Below are 20952 nucleotides of genomic sequence, written 5' to 3'. Positions count from 1 at the left end.
GGAAGTGCTCAGCGTCTGATCTTCATTGCTTATTGTTATTGGTCTTCAATCGCGTTTTTCAACCACTGCATATTATCCCCCTCGAAGGCGAGCACATCAAAGCGGCAAGCAGGAGGAGTTGAAAAACGCTGTAAATATGTCTGCGCAGCAATAATCAGCCGCCGCTGTTTGCTGCGCGTCACGCTGGCGCCGGCGCCGCCGTGAGTCTGGCCGCTGCGGCGGCGCACTTCGACGAATACCAGGCTCTTGCCGTCCTGCATGATCAGGTCGAGTTCGCCGCCCTTGCAGCTGAAATTGCGTTCCACCAGTTTGAGCCCCTGCCGGGTCAGATACTTCAGCGCCGCGTCTTCGGCGGCATCGCCGCTGCGGCGGCGTTCGGTGCGACGGTCTTCGGCGCCGGCGGTTCTATTGAAAATATCGAACAAGCCCATATCGATGGTCTCGCGCTCGGGATATCAACGCTGATTGGCGATCGGCACCGCCACGCCGTCCTGATACACGGCCTGGGTTTCCTTGCGCTGGAAGAAGGTGGAGCCGCCCGCAGCAATATTGACGCTGAGCTGGCCGGTGACGCCATCCAGATCGAAGCCGGAACGCTGCGCCGCGATCTCGCGCGCGATGCGGTAGGCATCGATACCCAGCGCATACAGGCGCTCCAGATCCGGGTTGGGGCGCTCGTTGTCATTGATCACGGTGCGCGGATAAGCCTGTACCGCAGGATGTTCCGCCTGCAGCAGCCATGGAATATCGATCAGCTTGACGCCGTCCAGCTCAGGCATCTTGTCGTTGGGGTTCTGACGATTCAGGGTGAAGGGATTGAGTTGGGAGGTGCCGTAAATCGGAATCTCGGTGCCGATGGCGCTGCGCAATTGCAGCGTCTGCGATGCGTCCAGCGCGGCGAAGATCAGGGCTGGCTTTTCCTGTTCGATGCGGCGGCCCAGTTGCGCCAGACCGGCGGCGTTGAGCACATTGCCGGCGGCATTCAGTTCCAGGCTGTCGGTCTGCATGCCGAGCTGCCGGCCGCGTGCCGAGAAAGCGCGCGCGGCGCGTTTTTGCCAGGCCACACCGGTGGAGATCGCAAAGATCTTGCCGGGTGCTTTTTCCAGCTCGACCCAGTTGGCGACCTGGCGCGCTTCGTCTTCCAGCGACAAGCCCGCGGCCAGCATCTGCGGCGGCAACTGCGCCTCGCTTTCGACCGCCAGATCGGGCTGGGCCAGCGCCACGGTCGGCTTCTGCACCTGACCGCTTTGGGCGATGGCGGTCACCGCGCTGCGCGACAGCGGGCCGACCAGAATGTCATACTTGCCGCTGGCTTCGTTGTAAGCCTTTTGCATCTCGGCGGCGGAGTCGCCGGTCTCAACCACCGCCAGCGTGATGTTTTCTTTCTGGCGCGAATATGCGGTCAGAAAACCGGTGCGCACCGCATCCGCAGCCGAGCCGAACACGCCGCTGCGCGACGGCACCAGCAAGACCATGCGCACCTGCGCGACCGCCGGTGCAGCAGCCTCGTCATTGGCGGGTACACTATCGGTTCCGATTGTGTTTGCCGAAGCAGGAGCGCACAATCCGCTCAGCCCGCCCGCCAGGGCAGCCAGCGACATCCATTTTGCCAATCTCGAAACCATCCCGCGTCCCCTCCATGAGTCAGATTTCCGCCAGTGCGCCCGCCACGTCCATCCTGCATGATGCCGCCCAGCAAAACTATCCGGTGTCGGCATTATATGTGCTGGCCACGCCCATCGGAAATGTTTGCGACATCAGCCTGCGCGGCCTGCATCTGCTCGGGATCGCCGATGCCGTGGCCTGCGAAGACACGCGCAACACCAGCCAGCTGCTGCAGCGCTACGGCATCAGCCGGCCGCTGATCGCCGCGCATCAGCACAATGAACGCGAAGTCGCCGACAAGATCATCGCTCGCCTGCAACAAGGCGAACGCATCGCACTTGTATCGGATGCCGGCACGCCGGCCGTGTCCGACCCTGGCGCGCGCGTGGTGCAGGCGGTGCAGGCGGCCGGCCTGCAGGTGATCCCGCTGCCCGGCGCGTCCGCCGCCATCACCGCACTTTCAGCCAGCGGCCTGACCGATGAGCGTTTTCAGTTCATCGGCTTCTTGCCGAGCAAGGCCAGACAACGCGATACCGAATTGCAGGCGCTGGCTGCGGCGCAAACCGCACTGGTGTTTTATGAAGCGCCGCATCGCATCATCGACACCGTAGACGCCATGCTGCAGGCCTTCGGCCCGCAGCGCCAGATCGTGCTGGCGCGCGAATTGACCAAGCTGTTCGAGAGCATCCATCGCTGCGCGCTGGGCGATGCGCCGGGCTGGCTGGCGGCAGACACCAACCGCCAGCGCGGCGAATTCGTGATCCTGATCCAGGGCGCACCCGTCGCGGAAGGCGACAGCGCCGACAGCGACCGCATCCTGAAAATATTGATGGAAGAACTGCCGCTCAAGCAGGCGGCGGCGCTGGCGGCGCAAATCACCGGCCAGAAGAAGAATGCGCTGTATGAGCGCGCGCTGGCATTGAAGAATGAAGCGGAGCAGGACGCCGCCGACTAGTTCAGCCGGCAGCGTGTGGCGGCGCGCTCTTTAATGCGCGGAAGATTTGGAAAACAGATTCAGCACGAGAACGCCTGCCATGATCAGCCCCATGCCGAGTATCGCCGGCAGATCCAGCTTCTGGTTGTACAGAAAGTAGGCCACGATAGAAATCAGCACAATGCCCAGGCCGGACCAGATGGCATAAGCCACGCCGACCGGGATCGATTTCAGCGTCACCGACAGGAAGAAAAACGCCAGCCCGTAGCCGACCACCACCAGCACCGACGGCCACAAACGGGAAAAACCATCTGAAGCACGCAGCGCCGAGGTCGCAACGACTTCGGACACGATGGCGATACCCAGGGCGAGATAAGGATGCATGAATGGCCGCTTTCTCAACGCTCAACAATGAAGGGGGTGCCGACACTGCGCTGGCGTACCAGCGAGGCGGCGTTCTGGGCTTCCGGCCGGGTGGCATAGGGGCCGGCAAACAAACGATACAGACCATTGACCTGCACCGCCTGCAGACTGTCGACCACGCCGGAGAGGCTGGGCAACAGCTTTTCGCGCGCCTGCACGGCATTCGCCTCTTGCGAATAGGCGCCGAATTGCAGGTAATAGCCGGCGCTCAGCGGCACCGCTTGCGGCATGGCCGGCGAGGGCGAGGAACCGCTGGCCACCGCATTGATGATGCCGCCGCCCCCCGTCATGCCGACACCGCCGGCAGCCGCCGAATTGCTGGCATTGGCGGTCTGTACCGAGGTGACCGTCGGCTGCGGCTGCAGGTTTTGCGAAGTCACCGAGGAAATCGTCACCGGCTCGGGCTGCGCCTCCACCGGCGCCGCTGCCAGCGCGCTGCCGTTCTTGCGGGCATCCTGCATGCGCGCGATTTCATCCGGCAACAAACGCTCCACTTCCAGTTCGCTGCTGCCGCTGCCGAGATAACCCAGCTTCAGCGCCGCAGTATAGGAAAGATCGATGATGCGGCTGGAATGGAAAGGGCCGCGATCGTTGATGCGCACGATCACCTGCTTGCCGGTCTTGAGATTGGTCACGCGCGCATAGGAAGGAATCGGCAGCGTCGGGTGCGCGGCGGTCATCTTGTACATGTCGTAGCGCTCGCCCGAGGAAGTCTTCTGGCCATGGAATTTCTTGCCGTACCAGCTGCCTATGCCGCGCTGGATGAAGGGTTGGTTGTCGGTGATCGGCACATAGGTTTTGCCGAACACTGCATAAGGTTTGCTGGCGGCGCGCGAGAAGGGTTCGACGGTGGGCTCGGCGTCGGCCACATCCAGCAGGCCGTCGGGGATCTGGTCGCCCGGGCCGTCGTCCTTGTAGTAGCCGCCACGGCCGGAACCTGCAGCCGGCAGCGCCGGGGCGTTGTTGGGTCGGCTGGACGCACTCTTGGTCGGCGTCGCCGGTGCCGGCGTCGAGCTCTGGCGCGGCGGCGGAGTGGAGCTGCAGGCCACCAGCAGCGCCGGCAAGATCAATGCCGCCAGGCGCAAGGCTGCAGGCAATTTCAAATAGATGTTTTTTTGCATTCCCTGTCCCTGTGAAACAGATGTTATTTCGGCATCGCGCGGCTGCCGGGCAGAAAAAAACCGGCGCTTGATTCCGGTGTTTCCGCAAAGATACCAGAGCGCAGCTGTCGAAGAGCTGACAGCCGGAAAGCCGGCCAAGTTCATCCGTGGATGAAGTCGGTGGTCGGATTTTCGCAGCTTGTCGGCGTCCGGAACAGCGCGGTGGCCGCAATGATTCCACAAGGAAACCCCATCCGCCTGCGGCAGGATACTGGAAAGAAATCTGCCTGTCAGGTTTGCACCAGCTTGCGGTGCCGTTGAATGCTCATCAGAATGCCGGCGCCCAGGCCCAGCGTCACCAGCGCGGTGCCGCCATAGCTCATGAACGGCAGCGGCACGCCGACCACCGGCAGGATGCCGCTCACCATGCCCATGTTGACGAAGGCGTAGGTGAAGAAAATCATGGTGATGGCGCCGGCCAGCAGCCGCGTGAACAGCGTCGGCGCATTCGCCGTGATCAGCATGCCACGCCCGATCAGCAGCAGATACAGCAGCAGCAGCACCAGATTGCCGATCAGGCCGAACTCTTCCGAATACACCGAAAAGATGAAGTCGGTGGTGCGCTCGGGAATGAATTCCAGATGCGTCTGGGTGCCCATCAGCCAGCCCTTGCCGGTGATGCCGCCGGAACCGATGGCGATGGTCGACTGGATGATGTGGAAGCCCTTGCCGAGCGGATCGGAAGTGGGGTCGATCAGCATCATCACGCGCTGGCGCTGGTAATCGTGCATCACCGACCACACCACCGGCAGGCTGGCGGCGCCGGCAATCGCCAGGCCGACCAGCACCTTCCACGACAGACCGGCGAAGAAAATCACGTAGAAACCGGCGGCCAGCACCAGCAGGCCGGTGCCCAGATCGGGCTGGCGGATGATCAGGCCGGCCGGCACGATCAGCAGCAGGCAGGCGATCAGGAATACATGCCAGCGCAGCAGGCCTTCGCGCTTCTGGAAGTACCAGGCCAGCATCAGCGGCATGGCGATCTTCATGATTTCGGAAGGCTGCACCACCATGCCGATGTTGAGCCAGCGGCGCGAGCCCTTCTTGACGATGCCGAACAGCGCCACCGCAATGAGCAGCGTGACGCCGACCGTGTATACCGGCACGGCGAAGCGCAGCAAGGTCTGCGGCGAGACGTTGGCGGCGATCCACATCACGATGAAGGCGATCAGAATATTGCGCAGCTGATCTTCAACCCGGCCCGGAAAGTTCATGCCGGCCGAATACAGGGTGACGATGCCGACCGACAACAGCAGAAACAGAATCAGCGACAGCGCGCCATCAAACACCACCAGATGCGGTTTGATGATCTGCCACAGCGGAGGACGTTGCAGACTCATGCAAGCTCCCTGAAATGGATGACGGCAACCGGCGCGGCGGCTGCCGCGGCGGTGCAATGAAGGATAGACGGCATCAGTTGCCCTCCGCCGGAACCGGTGTCGGCGTGACCACGCTGTCTTCCGCCGGCACATCGGCCTCGGTCGTCACCGCTTCGCCCGGCGCCACCGATTTGATCGGCTCGTTCGGACGCTTGCCCAGCATGAAGTAATCCATGGCCTTGCGCACCAGCGGCGCCGCCACGCCGGCGCCCCAGCCGCCGTTCTCGACCACTGCGGCAATCGCGATGCGCGGCGCCTCGGCCGGCGCAAAGCCGATGTACAGGCCATTGTCGTGATAGATGCGCGAGAGCTTTCTGGAGTCGTACTTCTGATTCTTGGCGATATTGACCACCTGCGCCGTACCGGTCTTGCCGCCGGAGTCATAGGTCGCGCCACGGAAGGCGTTGGCGCCGGTACCTTCCTTGACCACGCCTATCATGGCGCGCTTGATGAAGTCGATGTTTTCCTGCTTCAACGGAATCCGGTAACTTTCCTTGGGCACGGTCTCGGTGCGCTCATGCGTCACGCCGTCTTCGATGATCTTGACCAGGTGCGGCTTCATCACCACGCCATTGTTGACCAGCGTGGCAGTGGCATGTGCCAGTTGCAGCGGCGTGAAGCTGTTGTAGCCCTGGCCGATGCCCAGCGAAACGGTATCACCGCCGACCCAGCGCTTCTGCTCGGGCTTGCGGAAGGCATTGCGCTTCCATTCGGTCGAAGGCAGGATGCCGCGCTTTTCATGTTCGAGATCAATGCCGGTAATCTGGCCGAAACCGAAGGGCTTCATGAAATCGTGAATCGCGTTGACGCCCAGATCGTTGGCCAGCATGTAGTAATAGGTATCGCAGGAAATCGCAATCGAGCGATACATGTCGACCACGCCGTGGCCGCCTTCCTTGTCGTCGCGGAAGCGGTGATTGCCCAGCACGAAAAAGCCCGGATCGCGGATGGCGTCCTGCGGCCGGCGCTTGCCCAGCTCCAGCGCTGCCAGCGCCATGAAGGGCTTGTAGGTCGAACCCGGCGCGTAGGTGCCGGACAGCGGACGATTCAGCAAAGGCCGGTCGATGGACGTATTGAGTTCATCCCAGCTTTGCTGGTCGATGCCTTCGACGAACAGATTGGGATCATAGGACGGCTGCGAGACGTAGGCCAGAATGTCGCCGGTGGCCGGATTGATCGCGACCAGTGCGCCCTTCTGATCGCCGAAGGCCTCTTCGATCACCTTTTGCAGCTCGATGTCGATCGACAGGATGAGGTTCTTGCCGGGCGTGGCCGGAGTGCGCGACAAGGTGCGCACGGCGCGCCCCCCCGCTGAAATCTCGACCTCCTCATAGCCGGTGATGCCGTGCAGCTGGGTCTCGTAACTCTTTTCAACGCCTTCCTTGCCGATGTAGTCGGTGCCGTTGTAGTTGGCTTCGTCGTCGGAGTCGGATATGCGCTCGGCATCGCGCTGGCTGATGCGGCCGATGTAGCCGATCACGTGAGCGGCGGATTTGCCGTAAGGATACTGGCGGAACAGGCGCGCCTGAATTTCGACGCCGGGGAAGCGATAGCGCTGCGCCGTGAACTTGGCGACTTCTTCATCGCTCAGGCGGGTGCGGATCGGCACGCTTTCGAAACGCTTGGACTCTTCCATCAGACGCCGGAAACGGCGACGGTCGCGCGCCTGGATATCCACCAGCGTGCCCAGTTCGTCGATCAGATCGTCGAGCGGCACGCCGATCTTGGAAGGCGTGATTTCCAGCGTATAGGCGGAATAATTGCGCGCCAGCACCACGCCGTTGCGGTCCAGAATCAGGCCGCGGTTGGGCACGATGGGCACCACCGAGATGCGATTTTCCTCGGCCTGCGCGGCGTAGGCGTCATGCCTTACCACCTGCAGCCAGAGAAAGCGCGCCACCAGTAGCGAAAAGCAGACCAGCACCATCACCGACATGGCCAGCAGGCGCAGCCGGAACAGTTTCAGTTCATGCGCGGTGTTCTTGAACTCGGTCATGCTTGCTCGATCCTCAGATCGGCCGGTTGTCGTCGCGGTTGATGGCGCGGCGCTGTGGCGCCAGCAGCGCCCAGGTCACCACCGGCCAGAGAATGGCGGAGATGAAGCTTTCGCTGAAGAAATACCAATGCGGGAACTTGCCGGTCACTATCAGCTGGATCACCAGTTGCACGGCCTGCGTCAGCAACAGCAGCGGCAGGATGTGCAGCGCCTGGGTGCCGGATGGGAACCACAGCACGCGGCGGTGAATCATGATCGCGAAATAGGACAACAGGGTGTAGGCCAGCGCGTTCTCGCCCAGCAACGTAGCGGCGTTGACGTCCATCAGCAGGCCCATCATGAACGCCACGCTGATGCCGACCTTGCGCGGCTGATGGATGTTCCAGAACACCAGCACCAGCGCCACGAAATCAGGCACGCCGACCCACTGGCCCCAGGGCAGCAGATTGAGCATGAAGGCAATGATCAGGCTGAAGGCAATGAACAGCGGATTGGCCGGCAACAGAATGTAATGCGGGTCGTTCATCGTGCCGTTTCCTTGGCGGCGGGCCTGGCCGCCGGTTGTGCTGCAGGTTTGGCGGAAGAAGCTGCCGGCGCAGGCAGCTTGGCGGCCGGCGCCGTGGCTGTCGCCGGTTTGGCTGCGGCGGCTGGGGCTGCTGCGGGCGCGGTTGACGCTGCCGCCGCAGCAGCTCCAGCGGATGGTGCGACACCCTTGCGATCTTCGCTGGTGGCCTCCTTGGCGGCGTCAAGTCGTGCGTCTTCCTTCGAATTGTCGCGGGTGCTGTCGCGCAGGCGGCGCTTGAACAGCTTGTCGGATTTCTCGTCGCTGGTTTCCACGCCGGGGCGCGGTGCAGTGTTTTGTTCCACCAGCAGAATCAGCAACTGCTTGTGACGGTCGATGCCGGCGGTCGGCTGGCACACGATGCGGGCGAAGGAATCGGAGGACCGCACTTCCACCTGCGCCACGGTCGCCACCGACAGGCCGGCCGGATACACGCCATCAATACCGGACGTCACCAGCACATCACCCTTCAGGATGTCGGCATTGGCCGGCATGAAACGCAGATCGAGCACACCCGACTGGCCGCGGCCGTAAGCCACGCTGCGCAAGCCATTGCGCACTACCTGCACCGGAATGGCCTGATCCTTGTCGGTCAGCAAAGTGATTTCGGAGGTAAAGGGAAACACGCGTGTGACCTGGCCGACGATGCCGACGTCGTCGATCACCGGCTGGCCGGCGGCCACGCCTTGCTGCGAGCCGCGATTGAGAATGATCTTGCGCGTGAACGGATCGCGCGCGTCGTACAAAATCTCGCCTACCAGCGATTTGACCGGCACGCGCTGCTGCATGTTGAGCAACTGGCGCAACTGCGCATTTTCAGCCGCCATGTGGCGCTCATGCTGCAATTGCTGGGAGTTCAGGATCTGTTGCTGGCGCAGCGCCTGATTTTCGCGCTGCAAGGCGGTGGCGGAAGTGAAATAGTCGCCGACGCTATAGATCGCGTCGCGCGGCACCATGGCCAGTATCTGAAATGGGTACAAGGCAGTGCCGACGCCCTGGCGAACGGTGCTGAGCACGTTCATGCGGGCGTCGACCACCAGCATGGCGATGGAAATCAGCGCAAAGAATGCAACGCGAGCACGGGCCGAGGCGCCCTGCTTGAAAAGTGGTGGGATTTCCATAAATCGTCAAAACAACCGCGTTGAGACGGCGCACAGCGGCCTCAGGCAGGATGATGCACGGCTTTCCTGCAGAATGAACGATATGAAAGAGGAAGCGCTGGCGCGACCGGCAACTGCTGCCATAACCATCAAACCCGCTACCGGCAACTGCTTCGGCCCGGATTGCAGCCGATGGTGCGCCGCGGACGGAATCGGCTTGCGCGCCTGCGGCAAAATCGGTGTGAACTGCGTCATGTCGAGCGAATCGGTTCCCGTATGGATCCGGCGGACGCATCCGCCGGAAAAACTGCCTGTGCTGCCACATTGCCGGTCTGCAGCGGCTCCGGCGTCGCCGCTCTGGCCTGAAGCTGCGAACCGGCGTGCGCCCGATTTACTCGGACGAGAAGATCGAACCCAGCTTGTCCATGCGATCCAGCGCCATTCCGGAACCGCGCACCACGCAAGTCAGCGGATCTTCGGCGACGATCACCGGCAGGCCGGTTTCTTCCATCAGCAGACGGTCCAGATCGCGCAGCAGCGCACCGCCGCCGGTCAGCATCATGCCCTTTTCGGCAATGTCGGCACCCAGTTCCGGCGGCGTCTGTTCCAGCGCGTTCTTGACGGCCGACACGATGTTGTTGAGCGGATCGGTCAGCGCTTCCAGGATTTCATTGCTGGAGATGGTGAACGAACGTGGAATGCCTTCGGACAGATTGCGGCCCTTGACTTCCATTTCCTTGACTTCGGAACCCGGGAAGGCGGAACCGATCTGCTTCTTGATCGCTTCAGCAGTCTGTTCGCCGATCAGCATGCCGTAGTTGCGGCGGATGTAGTTGACGATGGCTTCGTCGAACTTGTCGCCGCCGACGCGCACCGACCCCTTGTACACCATGCCGCCCAGCGAAATGATGCCGACTTCGGTAGTGCCGCCGCCGATGTCGACGACCATCGAACCGGTTGCATCCGACACCGGCAGGCCGGAGCCGATTGCCGCTGCCATCGGTTCTTCGATCAGGTAGACCTGCGAAGCGCCGGCGCCCAGCGCCGATTCACGGATCGCGCGACGCTCCACCTGGGTCGAGCCGCAAGGCACGCAGATGATGATGCGCGGCGAAGGGCGGAACAGCTTGGAGTCGTGCACCATGCGGATGAACTGCTTGAGCATCTGTTCGGTGACGGTAAAGTCGGCGATCACGCCGTCTTTCATAGGGCGAATCGCTTCGATGTTGCCCGGAACCTTGCCCAGCATCTGCTTCGCTTCCTTGCCGACTGCCTGAATCGTCTTCTTGCCGTTAGGGCCGCCTTGCTGGCGGATTGCAACCACCGATGGTTCATCCAGCACGATGCCCTGGCCGCGCACATAAATCAGCGTGTTCGCGGTGCCGAGGTCGATCGCCAGATCGTTAGAAAAATAACTGCGTAAAAATCCAAACATGAATTGTCCTGATGCGCCCGCATTGGGCGCTTAGCTTTTTGAATAGGGGGGATGTCCGTTTATGACTGCGGCGACACGAAAAACCGGTGCCAGCAAGGCATTAGTCCGACATTCTACCTTATAATTCGGCAGAAACCAGCAGGCGAACCAGCCAAAAGTTCTGGGCCGAATCGGCCATTTGGCGTGCATTTACCAGCATTTACGCGACAAGTTGGCATCAGTTTGCGAATGCTCGCGCAGCTGACCGGCGCACCTGTTTTGGCGGTGTCACGCGCAGCGAAAACACAGTCCACGCAGCAAGCACCAGCGGCTCGCCTTCTTTCAACACCCTTGCAGCGCGCCCGAACGCGCCATTTCATCATGTCAATTGCCCTTTCCGACGTTAAACGCATCGCCAATCTGTCGCGTCTCGAACTGACTGACGCACAGGCCGAACAAACCCTGGAAAAACTGAACGGCATTTTTGCGCTGGTCGAACAGATGAAGGCGGTCGATACCACCGGCATCGAGCCGCTCAGCCATCCGATCGCGGCCATTACACCTGATCTGGCGCTGCGCCTGCGCGAAGACAAGGTCACCGAAAGCAATCGCCGCGAGGACTATCAGCAACCGGCGCCGGCCACTCAGGATGGTCTGTATCTAGTGCCGAAAGTCATCGAATAAGACAGCGGCCCGGCCATCTCGGCAACCCAGACATGGCACCATCCAGCAGCGCAACCGATTCCAACAGATTTCTCCATGCACAAGCTCACCATCAAAGAACTGTCCGCCCAATTGCAGGCGCGGAAAATTTCCGCCAGCGAACTGGCCACGCTGTTTCTCGACCGTATCGGTCAGAGCGATCTGAACGCTTTCCTGCACATCGATCGCGACCTGACGCTGGCGCAAGCCAAGGCCGCAGACCTGCGCATCGCGCAAAACAATGCAGGTCCGCTGACCGGCATTCCGATTGCGCACAAAGACATTTTCGTCACGCGCGGCTGGCGCACCACCGCCGGTTCCAGGATGCTCGAAAATTATGCAAGCCCGTTTGATGCAACCGTGGTGGATCAGTTCAACGCTGCCGGCACCGTGACATTGGGCAAGCTCAATTGCGACGAATTCGCGATGGGTTCCGGTAATGAAAATTCCTACTTCGGCCCGGTGAAAAATCCCTGGGACAAGCTTGCTGTACCGGGCGGTTCATCCGGCGGTTCGGCGGCCGCCATCGCCGCGCGTCTGGCACCTGCCGCGACGGCCACCGACACCGGCGGTTCGATTCGCCAGCCGGCATCGCTGTGCGGCGTGACCGGCATCAAGCCGACTTACGGCAGCGTCTCGCGCTACGGCATGATCGCGTTTGCCTCCTCGCTGGATCAGGGCGGCCCGATCGCCAAGACCGCCGAAGACTGCGGCCTGCTGCTCAATGCCATGACCAGTTTCGATGAGCGCGATTCGACCAGCCTGGAGCGTCCGAAGGAAGATTTCAATCGTTCCCTGAATGACAGCCTCAAGGGTCTGCGCATCGGCGTGCCCAAGGAATTCTTCGGCGCCGGCCTGGCTGCCGATGTCGAGCAGGCAGTGCGTGCTGCGCTGGCGGAATTTGAAAAACTGGGCGCAACGCTGGTCGATATTTCGCTGCCGAAAACCGAGCTGTCGATCCCTGTGTATTACGTGATCGCGCCGGCCGAAGCCTCGTCCAATCTGTCGCGTTTCGATGGCGTGCGCTACGGCCATCGCGCGGCCGACTACAAGGATCTGGCCGACATGTACAAGAAGTCGCGTGCAGAAGGTTTCGGCGAAGAAGTGAAGCGCCGCATTCTGGTCGGTTCGTATGTGCTGTCGCACGGTTATTACGACGCCTACTATCTGCAGGCGCAGAAGATTCGTCGCCTGATCGCGCAGGATTTCCAGAATGCGCTGAACGGCCCGGACCGCCAGTGCGACGTCATCATGGGACCGGTATCGCCGACCGTGGCATGGGATATCGGCGTCAAGGCCGACGACCCGGTGGCCAATTATCTGGCCGATATTTTCACGCTGTCGACCAGCCTGGCAGGTTTGCCCGGGATGTCGATTCCCTGCGGTTTCGGTCAGGGCGAAAAGAACGGCCGGCGGCCGGTCGGCCTGCAGATCATCGGCAATTATTTCGACGAGGCGCGCCTGCTCAATGTCGCGCATCAGTACCAGCAAGTCACCGACTGGCACGCGCGCGAACCCGGCGCAATCTGAGCCGCTGCGGCGGCAAAAAATGCAGCGCACGGCGCGGCCCGATTAAAGAATACGTGAGGACATCATGCAGTGGGAAGTAGTCATCGGTCTTGAAACGCACACCCAGCTTTCGACCCAATCCAAGATTTTCAGCGGCTCCTCGACGCAGTTCGGCGCCGCAGCCAACACGCAGGCCAGCCCGGTCGATCTGGCGCTGCCCGGCGTGCTGCCGGTGCTGAACAAGGGCGCCGTCGAACGCGCCATCCAGTTCGGCCTGGCGATCGGCGCGACGATTGCGCCGCGCTCGGTGTTTGCGCGGAAGAATTACTTTTATCCGGATCTGCCCAAGGGCTATCAGATCAGCCAGTATGAAATTCCGGTGGTGCAAGGCGGCAAGATTTCCTTCGTGCTGGAGAAGGACGGCAAGACTGAAATCAAGACCCTGCAACTGACGCGCGCGCATCTGGAAGAAGATGCCGGCAAGTCGCTGCACGAAGACTATCAGGGCATGTCCGGCATCGACCTCAACCGCGCCGGTACGCCGCTGCTGGAAATCGTGACCGAACCCGACATGCGCAGCGCCGCCGAGGCCGTGGCCTATGCCAAGGCCCTGCACTCGCTGGTGATGTGGCTGGGCATCTGCGACGGCAATATGCAGGAAGGCTCGTTCCGCTGCGACGCCAACGTCTCGGTGCGTCCGGCCGGCCAGAAGGAATACGGCACCCGCTGCGAGATCAAGAACCTGAACTCCTTCCGCTTCATGGAAGACGCGATCAACTACGAAGTGCGGCGCCAGATCGAGCTGATCGACGATGGCGGCACTGTGGTGCAGGAAACGCGCCTCTACGATCCGGACAAGAAGGAAACCCGCTCCATGCGCAGCAAGGAAGACGCGCAGGATTATCGCTATTTCCCCGACCCCGATCTGCCGCCGCTGGTGATTGCGCAGGAATGGATAGAACGCGTGAAGGCCACCATGCCGGAACTGCCGGCCGCAATGCGCGAACGCTTCGTCAACGACTACGCGCTGCCGGAATACGATGCCGCCGTGCTGACGCAATCGAAGGCGATGGCTTCGTACTTTGAAGCGGTGGTGACGGCTGCCGGCAAGGAACAGGCCAAACCCGCCGCCAACTGGCTGATGGGCGACGTCGCCTCCACGCTGAACCGCGAAGGCACCGACATCGCCGATGCGCCGGTCAACGCCACGCAGTTCGCATTGCTGTTGAAGCGCATCGCCGACGGCACCATCTCGAACAAGATCGCCAAGGAAGTCTTCGCCGGCATGTGGGAAGCCAAATCCGGCCAAGACTCGCTGGCCGACGACATCATCGAAGCCAAGGGCCTGAAACAGATCTCCGACAGCGGCGCGCTGGAAGCGATTGTCGAACAGGTGCTGGCAGCCAATGAAAAGTCGGTGGCGGAATTCCGCTCCGGCAAGGAACAGGCGATCAACGCGCTGATCGGCCAGGCCATGAAGGCCACCAAGGGCAAGGCCAATCCGGCGCAACTGACCGAGTTGCTGCGCAAGAAACTGATGGCCTGATCTTTGCCCCTCACGCCGGGGCAAGCAAGGCAAGTGCAAGGAAAAAGCCGCTGAGTCATGGACTGAATCAGCGGCTTTTTTACGTCCGGCCGTTGGGCATGCGGCGAAACATCTGCTCTGGACAGCGTGCATCCAACATTGCCCGCATATGAATATGCATTCTTCTTCGTTGTTCTGGCGGCGCGGCGGGAGTGTAATCGAGGTTTTCTGCCGACGGTTGCCCTGCCGCATTGTGCGTGCCAGCAATCTCGGTCTGAATGCCTCATTTGCCTCATTTTCCTTGCACAGGAGCCTCCAATGACAGTCGCAAGCCTCGAACGCACGCAGCAAGCGGGCAGCCGCGCATCGGCACAGGATTTCAGCATCCGCGCCATTGATGGCCCGCTGGGCGCAGAGATTACCGGCCTCGACCTGAATCTGCCGGTATCCGACGAAGAACTCAAACGCATTCGCAGCGCCTTCGTGAAATACGGTCTGGTGGTGTTCCGCGACCAGCGCATCACGCCGGAGCAGCATGTGGCCTTCAGCCGCCGCTTCGGGCCTTTGCAGGTACACGTGCTGAATCGCTTCCATGTGGCGCAGCATCCGGAGCTGCTGATCGTGTCGAATGTGGTGGAGAACGGCCAGCCCATCGGTCTGGTCGATGCCGGCGCCGACTGGCATTCGGATCTCTCCTATATGCCCAAGCCCAGCCTGGGCTCGTTGCTGCACGCGCAGGAGTTGCCGCCGGAACAAGGCGACACGCTGTATGCCAATACCGCCAACGCCTACGACACCCTGCCAGCCGACGTCAAACAGCTGCTGGCCGGCAAGCGCGCGGTACATTCCTACGTGTATCGCTATCATCGCCTGCAGAAGCTGTCGCCATGGCGCCCCGATCTGACGCAGAAGCAGATCGATGAAGTGCCCGAAGTCGAACATCCGGTGATCATTACGCACCCGGAAAGCGGTCGCAAAATCCTGTTCGTCAGCGAAGGTTTCACTTCACACATCGTCGGCCTGCCGCGCGACGAAAGCGACGACCTGCTGAAATTCCTGCATGAACACACGATTCGCGCGGAGAACGTTTACCGCCATCGCTGGCAAGCGCATGACATCGTGTTCTGGGACAACCGCAGCACCGTGCATTACGCGGCGATCACGCCCCAGCATCTGCGCCGCACGCTGTATCGGGCAACGGTGGAAGGCGATGTCCCGGTGTTCTGAGCGAACAATGTTGCAATACAACAGGAAATCGAGATAAAGCGAGGAACGCTACTACATCTGCGGGTGTCGAACCGGACATCACGTGACCACGTGCCGACAACACTCTGACAAGGAGGCCGCAGATGAACTTCCGTACCACTTTTCTGGTTGCCATTCTGGCGCTGATCGCCATTTTCGCAGCGATCAACTGGACCGCCTTTCTGGCGCCCACCTCCCTCTCGCTGATCTTCACCGAATTCCAGGCGCCGCTGGGCGTGGTCATGCTGGGCATCGTGATTCTGCTCACAGCCGTCTTCCTGCTCTACATCCTTGCCTTGCAGACCAGCGTGCTGTTCGAAAACCGCCGCCTCACCAAGCAGCTTGAATCGCAACGCGATCTGGCCGATCAGGCAGAGCGCTCGCGCTTCACCGATCTGCGCGGCTATCTGCAAAGCGAACTGGAACAACTGAACCGCCGCCAGACCGAACAGCAGACGCTGCTGGCGACGCGTCTGGATCAGCTGCAAAAAGACATCCATCTGCGTGTGCAGCAAACCGAAAATGCCGTCGCAGCACAAGTCGGCGAACTGGATGACCGCCTGCAACGTTCGGCGGCCGGAGGCGCAATCAAGCCGATCTGATTTGTCTCTCGCCGGCAGCGCAGATCAGGCGCTGCCGGCAAAAAAATGGCGCTGTCGCGATCTGCGGCAGCGCCATTTTTCTTGCTACTCATTTCTTAGGTTCTTGCTGCGTATTCCTTGCCGTTCATTGATTCTGGCAACAAGTGCCAGCTCCGTCCCGCCTCGGCTCAGACGCCATAACGCGTGCGATACGCCGCCACGGCATCCTTGTGCTGCGCCAGCTCCGCGCCGGCGCCCGCCTTCGAAATATATTCCAGCAAGTCGTTCAGATTACCGATGGAGATCACCGGCATGCCGTATTCCCTGGCCACTTCCTGCACCGCCGAGCTGGCCGACAGCGCGCCGTCCTTGCCCGAACGTTCCATGCGGTCCAGCGCGATCAGCACCGCGCATGGCGTAGCGCCGGCGGCGCGGATCATGTCCACCGATTCGCGCACCGAGGTGCCGGCCGAGACCACGTCGTCGATGATCACGACCTTGCCCTGCATCTTGCCGCCGACGATGGTGCCGCCTTCGCCGTGATCCTTGGCTTCCTTGCGATTGAAGGCGAACGGCACATTGCGACCCATGCCGGCCAGCGCCACTGCGGTCGCCGAGGCCAGCGTGATGCCCTTGTAGGCGGGGCCGAACAGCATGTCGTATTCGATGCCGGACTCCTGCAGCGTCTGCGCGTAGAAACGCGCCACCTGCGCCAGCGTGGCGCCTTCGCTGAACAGGCCGGCATTGAAAAAATAAGGCGAAGTGCGGCCGGCCTTGGTGACGAATTCGCCGAAGCGCAGCACGCCTGCGGACACTGCGAACTCAATGAATTCTTGTCGTAAGTTGCTCAAAATGCATTCCCGGAAAATTGAAAGCGGATCAACCAGCGCCGCCGGGCTTGCCTTCAAGCAAGTCTGGCGATGGATGCGAGGATTGAAATCAGGCCGCCATTTTAAATGAAACCCGCTATCGGTTATGCTACGCGCCTGACTTCGACACGGAATACCATGCAAAAAATCATCTCCGCCAATCTCAACGGCATTCGTTCGGCAGCCAAAAAGGGCTTCTTCGAATGGATGGCGAAAGAGTCGCCCGATTTCGTCTGCGTGCAGGAACTGAAGGCGCAAGCGCCCGACATGACCGAACAGTTTCTGACGCCGGAAGGCTATGTCGGCCATTTCCACTATGCCGAGAAAAAGGGTTACTCGGGCGTCGGCGTATACAGCAAGCGCGCGCCTGATTCGGTGCGCATCGGCTTCGGCAACACCGAATTCGATGCGGAAGGCCGCTACGTCGAATGCGATTTCGGCGACCTGACCGTGATCTCGCTTTATTGCCCCTCGGGCTCGTCCAGCGACGAACGCCAGCTGGCCAAATTCCGCTTCATGGAAGTGTTCCTGCCGCATCTGATGGAGCTGGAAAAGAGCGGCCGTGAAATCGTGATCTGCGGCGACTGGAACATCGCGCACAAGGAAATCGATCTGAAGAACTGGAAAAGCAACAAGAAGAATTCAGGCTTCCTGCCGGAAGAACGTGCCTGGATGACACGTATTTTCGACGAGCTCAAACTGGTCGACGTCTATCGCCTGCTGCATCCGGAAACCACCGGCGACGCCTATACCTGGTGGAGCAATCGCGGCCAGGCCTGGGCCAACAACGTGGGATGGCGCATCGATTATCACGTCGCAACACAAGGTATCGCCAACACGGCGAAGACCGCAGCAATCTACAAGGAACAGCGCTTCTCGGATCATGCCCCCTTGTCGGTGGTATACGGTTGAGCCCGTGTTGAATTCGCGTTAAATCCGATGTGAATTCCTCCGAATGCAGGTCAGCCTGCATCAAATGGAAAAAGCCCTCACGATTTCCGTGAGGGCTTTTTTTATAGCCGCTGACTTTTGATCCGGCGCTGACAGCACGCGGATCGCAGCCATCCGTATCAATTTAGGCGCTGGCCACCTTCTTCGGCGTTGCCTTTTTCAGCGGCGGCTTCTTGGCGGCCGGCTTGGCCGCTGCCTTTTTAGCCGGCGACTTTGCTGCCGTCTTCGGCTTGGCCTTGCTGGCCTTGGCGTCGTCGGTCTTCACCGAAGCGGCGGCATCATCGCCCTCAGCAGCGGCGGCTTTGCCCTTGGCCGGCGCCTTGGCTTTGCGCTCCTCGAACTCGAAGCTGATCTTGCCGTCCTTGCCGCGCACCAGGAAGGCTTTGAACGGCCGGCGGGTGCGTTGCGAGATGAAGCCCGGCAGCAGATCAGTCTTGCCGTCGTTGAGCAGCTTGCCCATTTGCTCCGGCAAGATCTCTTGCTGGAGAATGATGCGGCTGCTGCGGAAATCGCAAGCCTTGGGCTTGGCGACCGTTTTTTCGCAGACGTAAGCCAGACCCATTTCATAGACGCCGCTGGCGCATTTCGGGCACGGACCAAGCGGCGTCTGTTCGCTGAAATCGACCGGCTCGCCGCCTTCGCCTTCATCGTTCTGACCGAAGTCGAACTCCAGTTTGAAGTTCTTGATTTCCTCGTCGCGCGAAATCTTGAGGATGGCGGCAAACGGCCGGCCCATCTTGGAGCGGAAACCTTGCAGCGGACCAATGGTGCGGTTCTTCAGCAATTCCTCGACTTCGGCGATTTCGAACTGGCGTCCGCCCGGCACCTTGGTCATCGAGAATTCGCACTTGGTGCAGGCGAAACGGCGATAGTTTTCTTTCACCACGCCATGGCAATTCGGACATGGAGTCTGCAGTGTCGCGTAGTCGCCGGGGATCGTATCGTTGTCGTATTCCTTGGCGCGCTTGACGATGATCTGGGTCATCTGCGCAATCTCGCGCATGAACTCTTCACGGCTGATCTTGCCGCGCTCCATCTGCGCCAGCTTGTGTTCCCACTCGCCGGTCAGTTCGGGTTCGGTCAGTTCGTCCACGCCCAGGCCGTGCAGCAAGGTCATCAGCTGGAAGGCCTTGGCGGTCGGCATCATTTCGCGACCTTCGCGCAGCAGATACTTTTCGTTCAGCAAACCTTCAATGATGGCCGCGCGCGTGGCCGGCGTGCCCAGGCCCTTGCCCGACATCGCTTCGCGCAGTTCGTCGGAATCCATCAGCTTGCCGGCGCCTTCCATGGCCGACAGCAGCGTCGCTTCGCTGTAGCGTGCAGGCGGCTTGGTGACCATGGCGTTGGCGATGACCTTGTCGGTCTTGACCTTCTCGCCGGCAGCCACTGCGACCAGATTGCCGCCGCCTTCCTTACCTTCCTTGCCCTCTTCCTTCTCGTCGGCTTCCTTGCCGTAGATCGCGAGCCAGCCGGGATTGATCATCACCTTGCCTTCGCTCTTGAACTGATGGCCGGAGACTTCGGTGAAACGCGTGGTCACCTGGAACTCGGCCGCCGGGAAGAACACCGACATGAAACGGCGCGTCACCAGGTCGTACAGTTTCTGTTCCGGCTCCGACAGATTCTTCGGCGCCTGGGTCGTCGGGATGATCGCAAAGTGATCGCTGATCTTGGTGTTGTCGAAGATGCGCTTGTTCGGCTTGACCCAGCCCTTGTTCAGAATCTGCTTGGCGAACTGGTGGTAATTGTTGTTTTCGGCAACCGTCTCCAGCGCTTCCTTCACGGTGTCCAGATAATCTTCCGGCAAATGGCGCGAATCGGTACGCGGATAGGTCAGCACCTTGTGCTTTTCGTACAGCGCCTGCGCCAGGCCAAGCGTGTTCTTGGCGGAGAAACCGAAGCGCGAGTTGGCTTCGCGCTGCAGGCTGGTCAGATCGAACAGGGCCGGCGCCATTTGCGTGGTCGGCTTCGATTCTTCGGTGACCGTGCCCATCTTGTCGCGGCAGGCGGCCACGATGGAATCGGCGGCGGCCTTGGCCCACAGCCGCTCCGGACGCTTCTCCGGATCGGCTTCGTCCTTCTTGTGCGACTTGTCCAGCCAGCGGCCTTTGTAGATGCCGGCGGCGCAGACGAATTCAGCGTGCACTTCCCAGTAATCGCGGGACACGAATTTTTTGATCTTCTCTTCGCGCTCGACCACGATCGACAAGGTCGGCGTCTGCACGCGCCCGACCGTGGTCAGGTAAAAACCGCCTTCCTTGGAGTTGAAGGCGGTCATCGCACGCGTACCGTTGATGCCGATCAGCCAGTCCGCTTCGCTGCGGCAGCGGGCGGCATTGGCCAGCGGCATCATCTCGTCATCGTCACGCAGATGGGTGAAGCCGTCGCGGATCGCACCCGGCGTCATCGATTGCAGCCAGAGACGCTTCACCGGCTGCTTGGCCTTGGTGTATTGCGCAATCAGACGGAAGATCAGTTCACCTTCGCGACCCGCGTCACATGCGTTAATGAGGGTGGTCACGTCCTTGCGCTTGATCAGCCGGGACAGCACCTTGAGGCGCGATTCGGTCTTGGCGATAGGATTGAGCGCGAAGTGCGGCGGGATCATCGGCAGGTGCGTGAAACTCCATTTGCCGCGCTTGACGTCGTACTCCTCGGGCACCGCGATTTCCAGCAGGTGGCCGACGGCGGACGACAGAACGTATTCATCGGATTCGAAATACTCATCGTGCTTGGTAAAGCCGCCGAGCGTCTTCGCGATGTCGTTCGCGACAGAGGGCTTCTCGGCAATGATGAGGGTCTTGCTCATATATATAGTCTCGAAAGAGAGGTGCGGTTGCTGGAAAGCCTGGGACGCAGATGCGAAATCAGCACGCAAGCTTCAGCGTCGAAATTGCTTTTTAACAATAGTTTTTTTATATAGTAGCCAATAATAGGCTAATGCGGGGGAATGATAAGCGCGTTACAAATAAAACGGCAAGCCTGGTGGCTTGCCTG

Annotated in this window: 18 protein-coding genes; 7 read left to right on the top strand and 11 right to left on the bottom strand. The window is 60.9% G+C overall.

The annotated features are described in order from the left end of the window. Nucleotides 1–35: 35 nt before the first annotated feature. The gene (locus PQR62_RS06365; RefSeq protein WP_408155944.1) at nt 36–431 is read right to left on the bottom strand and encodes a YraN family protein; all 396 of its coding nucleotides are present in this window, start codon (nt 429–431) and stop codon (nt 36–38) included. 24 nt (nt 432–455) lie between these two features. Beyond that, nucleotides 456–1601: a penicillin-binding protein activator gene (locus PQR62_RS06360; protein WP_408155942.1), complete on the bottom strand. Its 1146-nt coding sequence runs from the start codon at nt 1599–1601 to the stop codon at nt 456–458. Between the two features lie 38 nt (nt 1602–1639). Here PQR62_RS06360 and rsmI point away from each other — a divergent pair, with 38 nt between their 5' ends. After that, a complete protein-coding gene (gene rsmI / locus PQR62_RS06355) occupies nt 1640–2560 on the top strand; it encodes a 16S rRNA (cytidine(1402)-2'-O)-methyltransferase (protein WP_408155939.1) in 921 nt (306 codons plus the stop codon). Between the two features lie 30 nt (nt 2561–2590). Here the strand turns inward: rsmI and PQR62_RS06350 are convergent, their stop codons facing one another. The 7 genes from PQR62_RS06350 to PQR62_RS06320 form a co-directional block, all read right to left on the bottom strand. Continuing rightward, nucleotides 2591–2923 (bottom strand): SMR family transporter, encoded by a 333-nt coding sequence (locus tag PQR62_RS06350; RefSeq protein WP_408155937.1) that lies wholly within the window; start codon nt 2921–2923, stop codon nt 2591–2593. A 14-nt stretch (nt 2924–2937) separates the two neighbouring features. Next, nucleotides 2938–4083, bottom strand: a complete 1146-nt coding sequence (locus PQR62_RS06345) for a septal ring lytic transglycosylase RlpA family protein (RefSeq protein WP_408155935.1) — start codon at nt 4081–4083, stop codon at nt 2938–2940. A gap of 269 nt (nt 4084–4352) precedes the next feature. Next, entirely contained in the window at nt 4353–5462 is a 1110-nt protein-coding gene (rodA, locus tag PQR62_RS06340) for a rod shape-determining protein RodA (protein ID WP_408155933.1), read from the bottom strand. Nucleotides 5463–5535: 73 nt separating this feature from the next. Further along, nucleotides 5536–7497, bottom strand: a complete 1962-nt coding sequence (gene mrdA / locus PQR62_RS06335; RefSeq protein ID WP_408155931.1) for a penicillin-binding protein 2 — start codon at nt 7495–7497, stop codon at nt 5536–5538. Nucleotides 7498–7510: 13 nt separating this feature from the next. Next, nucleotides 7511–8023: a rod shape-determining protein MreD gene (gene mreD / locus PQR62_RS06330; protein ID WP_408155929.1), complete on the bottom strand. Its 513-nt coding sequence runs from the start codon at nt 8021–8023 to the stop codon at nt 7511–7513. After that, nucleotides 8020–9180, bottom strand: a complete 1161-nt coding sequence (mreC, locus tag PQR62_RS06325) for a rod shape-determining protein MreC (RefSeq protein ID WP_408155927.1) — start codon at nt 9178–9180, stop codon at nt 8020–8022. Before mreC ends, mreD begins: the two co-directional genes overlap by 4 nt. A 370-nt stretch (nt 9181–9550) precedes the next feature. Beyond that, entirely contained in the window at nt 9551–10594 is a 1044-nt protein-coding gene (locus PQR62_RS06320) for a rod shape-determining protein (protein WP_408155925.1), read from the bottom strand. 360 nt (nt 10595–10954) lie between these two features. Between PQR62_RS06320 and gatC the strand changes: the two genes are divergently transcribed. From gatC to PQR62_RS06295, 5 genes are all read left to right on the top strand, one after another. Further along, on the top strand, nt 10955–11257 hold the full coding sequence (gene gatC, locus PQR62_RS06315; protein ID WP_408156846.1) for an Asp-tRNA(Asn)/Glu-tRNA(Gln) amidotransferase subunit GatC: 303 nt from the start codon (nt 10955–10957) through the stop codon (nt 11255–11257). 75 nt (nt 11258–11332) lie between these two features. Continuing rightward, on the top strand, nt 11333–12805 hold the full coding sequence (gene gatA / locus PQR62_RS06310; protein ID WP_408155923.1) for an Asp-tRNA(Asn)/Glu-tRNA(Gln) amidotransferase subunit GatA: 1473 nt from the start codon (nt 11333–11335) through the stop codon (nt 12803–12805). A 64-nt stretch (nt 12806–12869) separates the two neighbouring features. After that, complete coding sequence (gene gatB, locus PQR62_RS06305; RefSeq protein ID WP_408155921.1) at nt 12870–14330, top strand: Asp-tRNA(Asn)/Glu-tRNA(Gln) amidotransferase subunit GatB; 1461 nt, start codon at nt 12870–12872, stop codon at nt 14328–14330. A 297-nt stretch (nt 14331–14627) separates the two neighbouring features. Next, nucleotides 14628–15536 carry a TauD/TfdA dioxygenase family protein gene (locus PQR62_RS06300; RefSeq protein WP_408155919.1) on the top strand — a complete coding sequence of 303 codons (909 nt, stop codon included), beginning with the start codon at nt 14628–14630 and terminating at the stop codon, nt 15534–15536. 122 nt (nt 15537–15658) lie between these two features. Then, the gene (locus tag PQR62_RS06295) at nt 15659–16156 is read left to right on the top strand and encodes a LapA family protein (protein WP_408155916.1); all 498 of its coding nucleotides are present in this window, start codon (nt 15659–15661) and stop codon (nt 16154–16156) included. A gap of 167 nt (nt 16157–16323) precedes the next feature. Here the strand turns inward: PQR62_RS06295 and pyrE are convergent, their stop codons facing one another. Continuing rightward, nucleotides 16324–16986, bottom strand: coding sequence for an orotate phosphoribosyltransferase (pyrE, locus tag PQR62_RS06290; RefSeq protein ID WP_408155913.1), 663 nt, complete (start codon nt 16984–16986; stop codon nt 16324–16326). Between the two features lie 156 nt (nt 16987–17142). Between pyrE and PQR62_RS06285 the strand changes: the two genes are divergently transcribed. Beyond that, nucleotides 17143–17916, top strand: coding sequence for an exodeoxyribonuclease III (locus PQR62_RS06285; RefSeq protein WP_408155911.1), 774 nt, complete (start codon nt 17143–17145; stop codon nt 17914–17916). A 163-nt stretch (nt 17917–18079) separates the two neighbouring features. On the opposite strand, the gene PQR62_RS06280 is transcribed toward PQR62_RS06285, so the two are convergent. Further along, on the bottom strand, nt 18080–20764 hold the full coding sequence (locus PQR62_RS06280; RefSeq protein WP_408155909.1) for a DNA topoisomerase III: 2685 nt from the start codon (nt 20762–20764) through the stop codon (nt 18080–18082). Nucleotides 20765–20952: the final 188 nt, after the last annotated feature.

The sequence above is a fragment of the Herbaspirillum lusitanum genome (assembly GCF_046025995.1).
Taxonomy (GTDB): Bacteria; Pseudomonadota; Gammaproteobacteria; order Burkholderiales; family Burkholderiaceae_D; genus Herbaspirillum; species Herbaspirillum lusitanum_A.
Note: the sequence above shows the minus strand (reverse complement) of the source record. Positions and strands in the feature narration are given on the sequence as shown.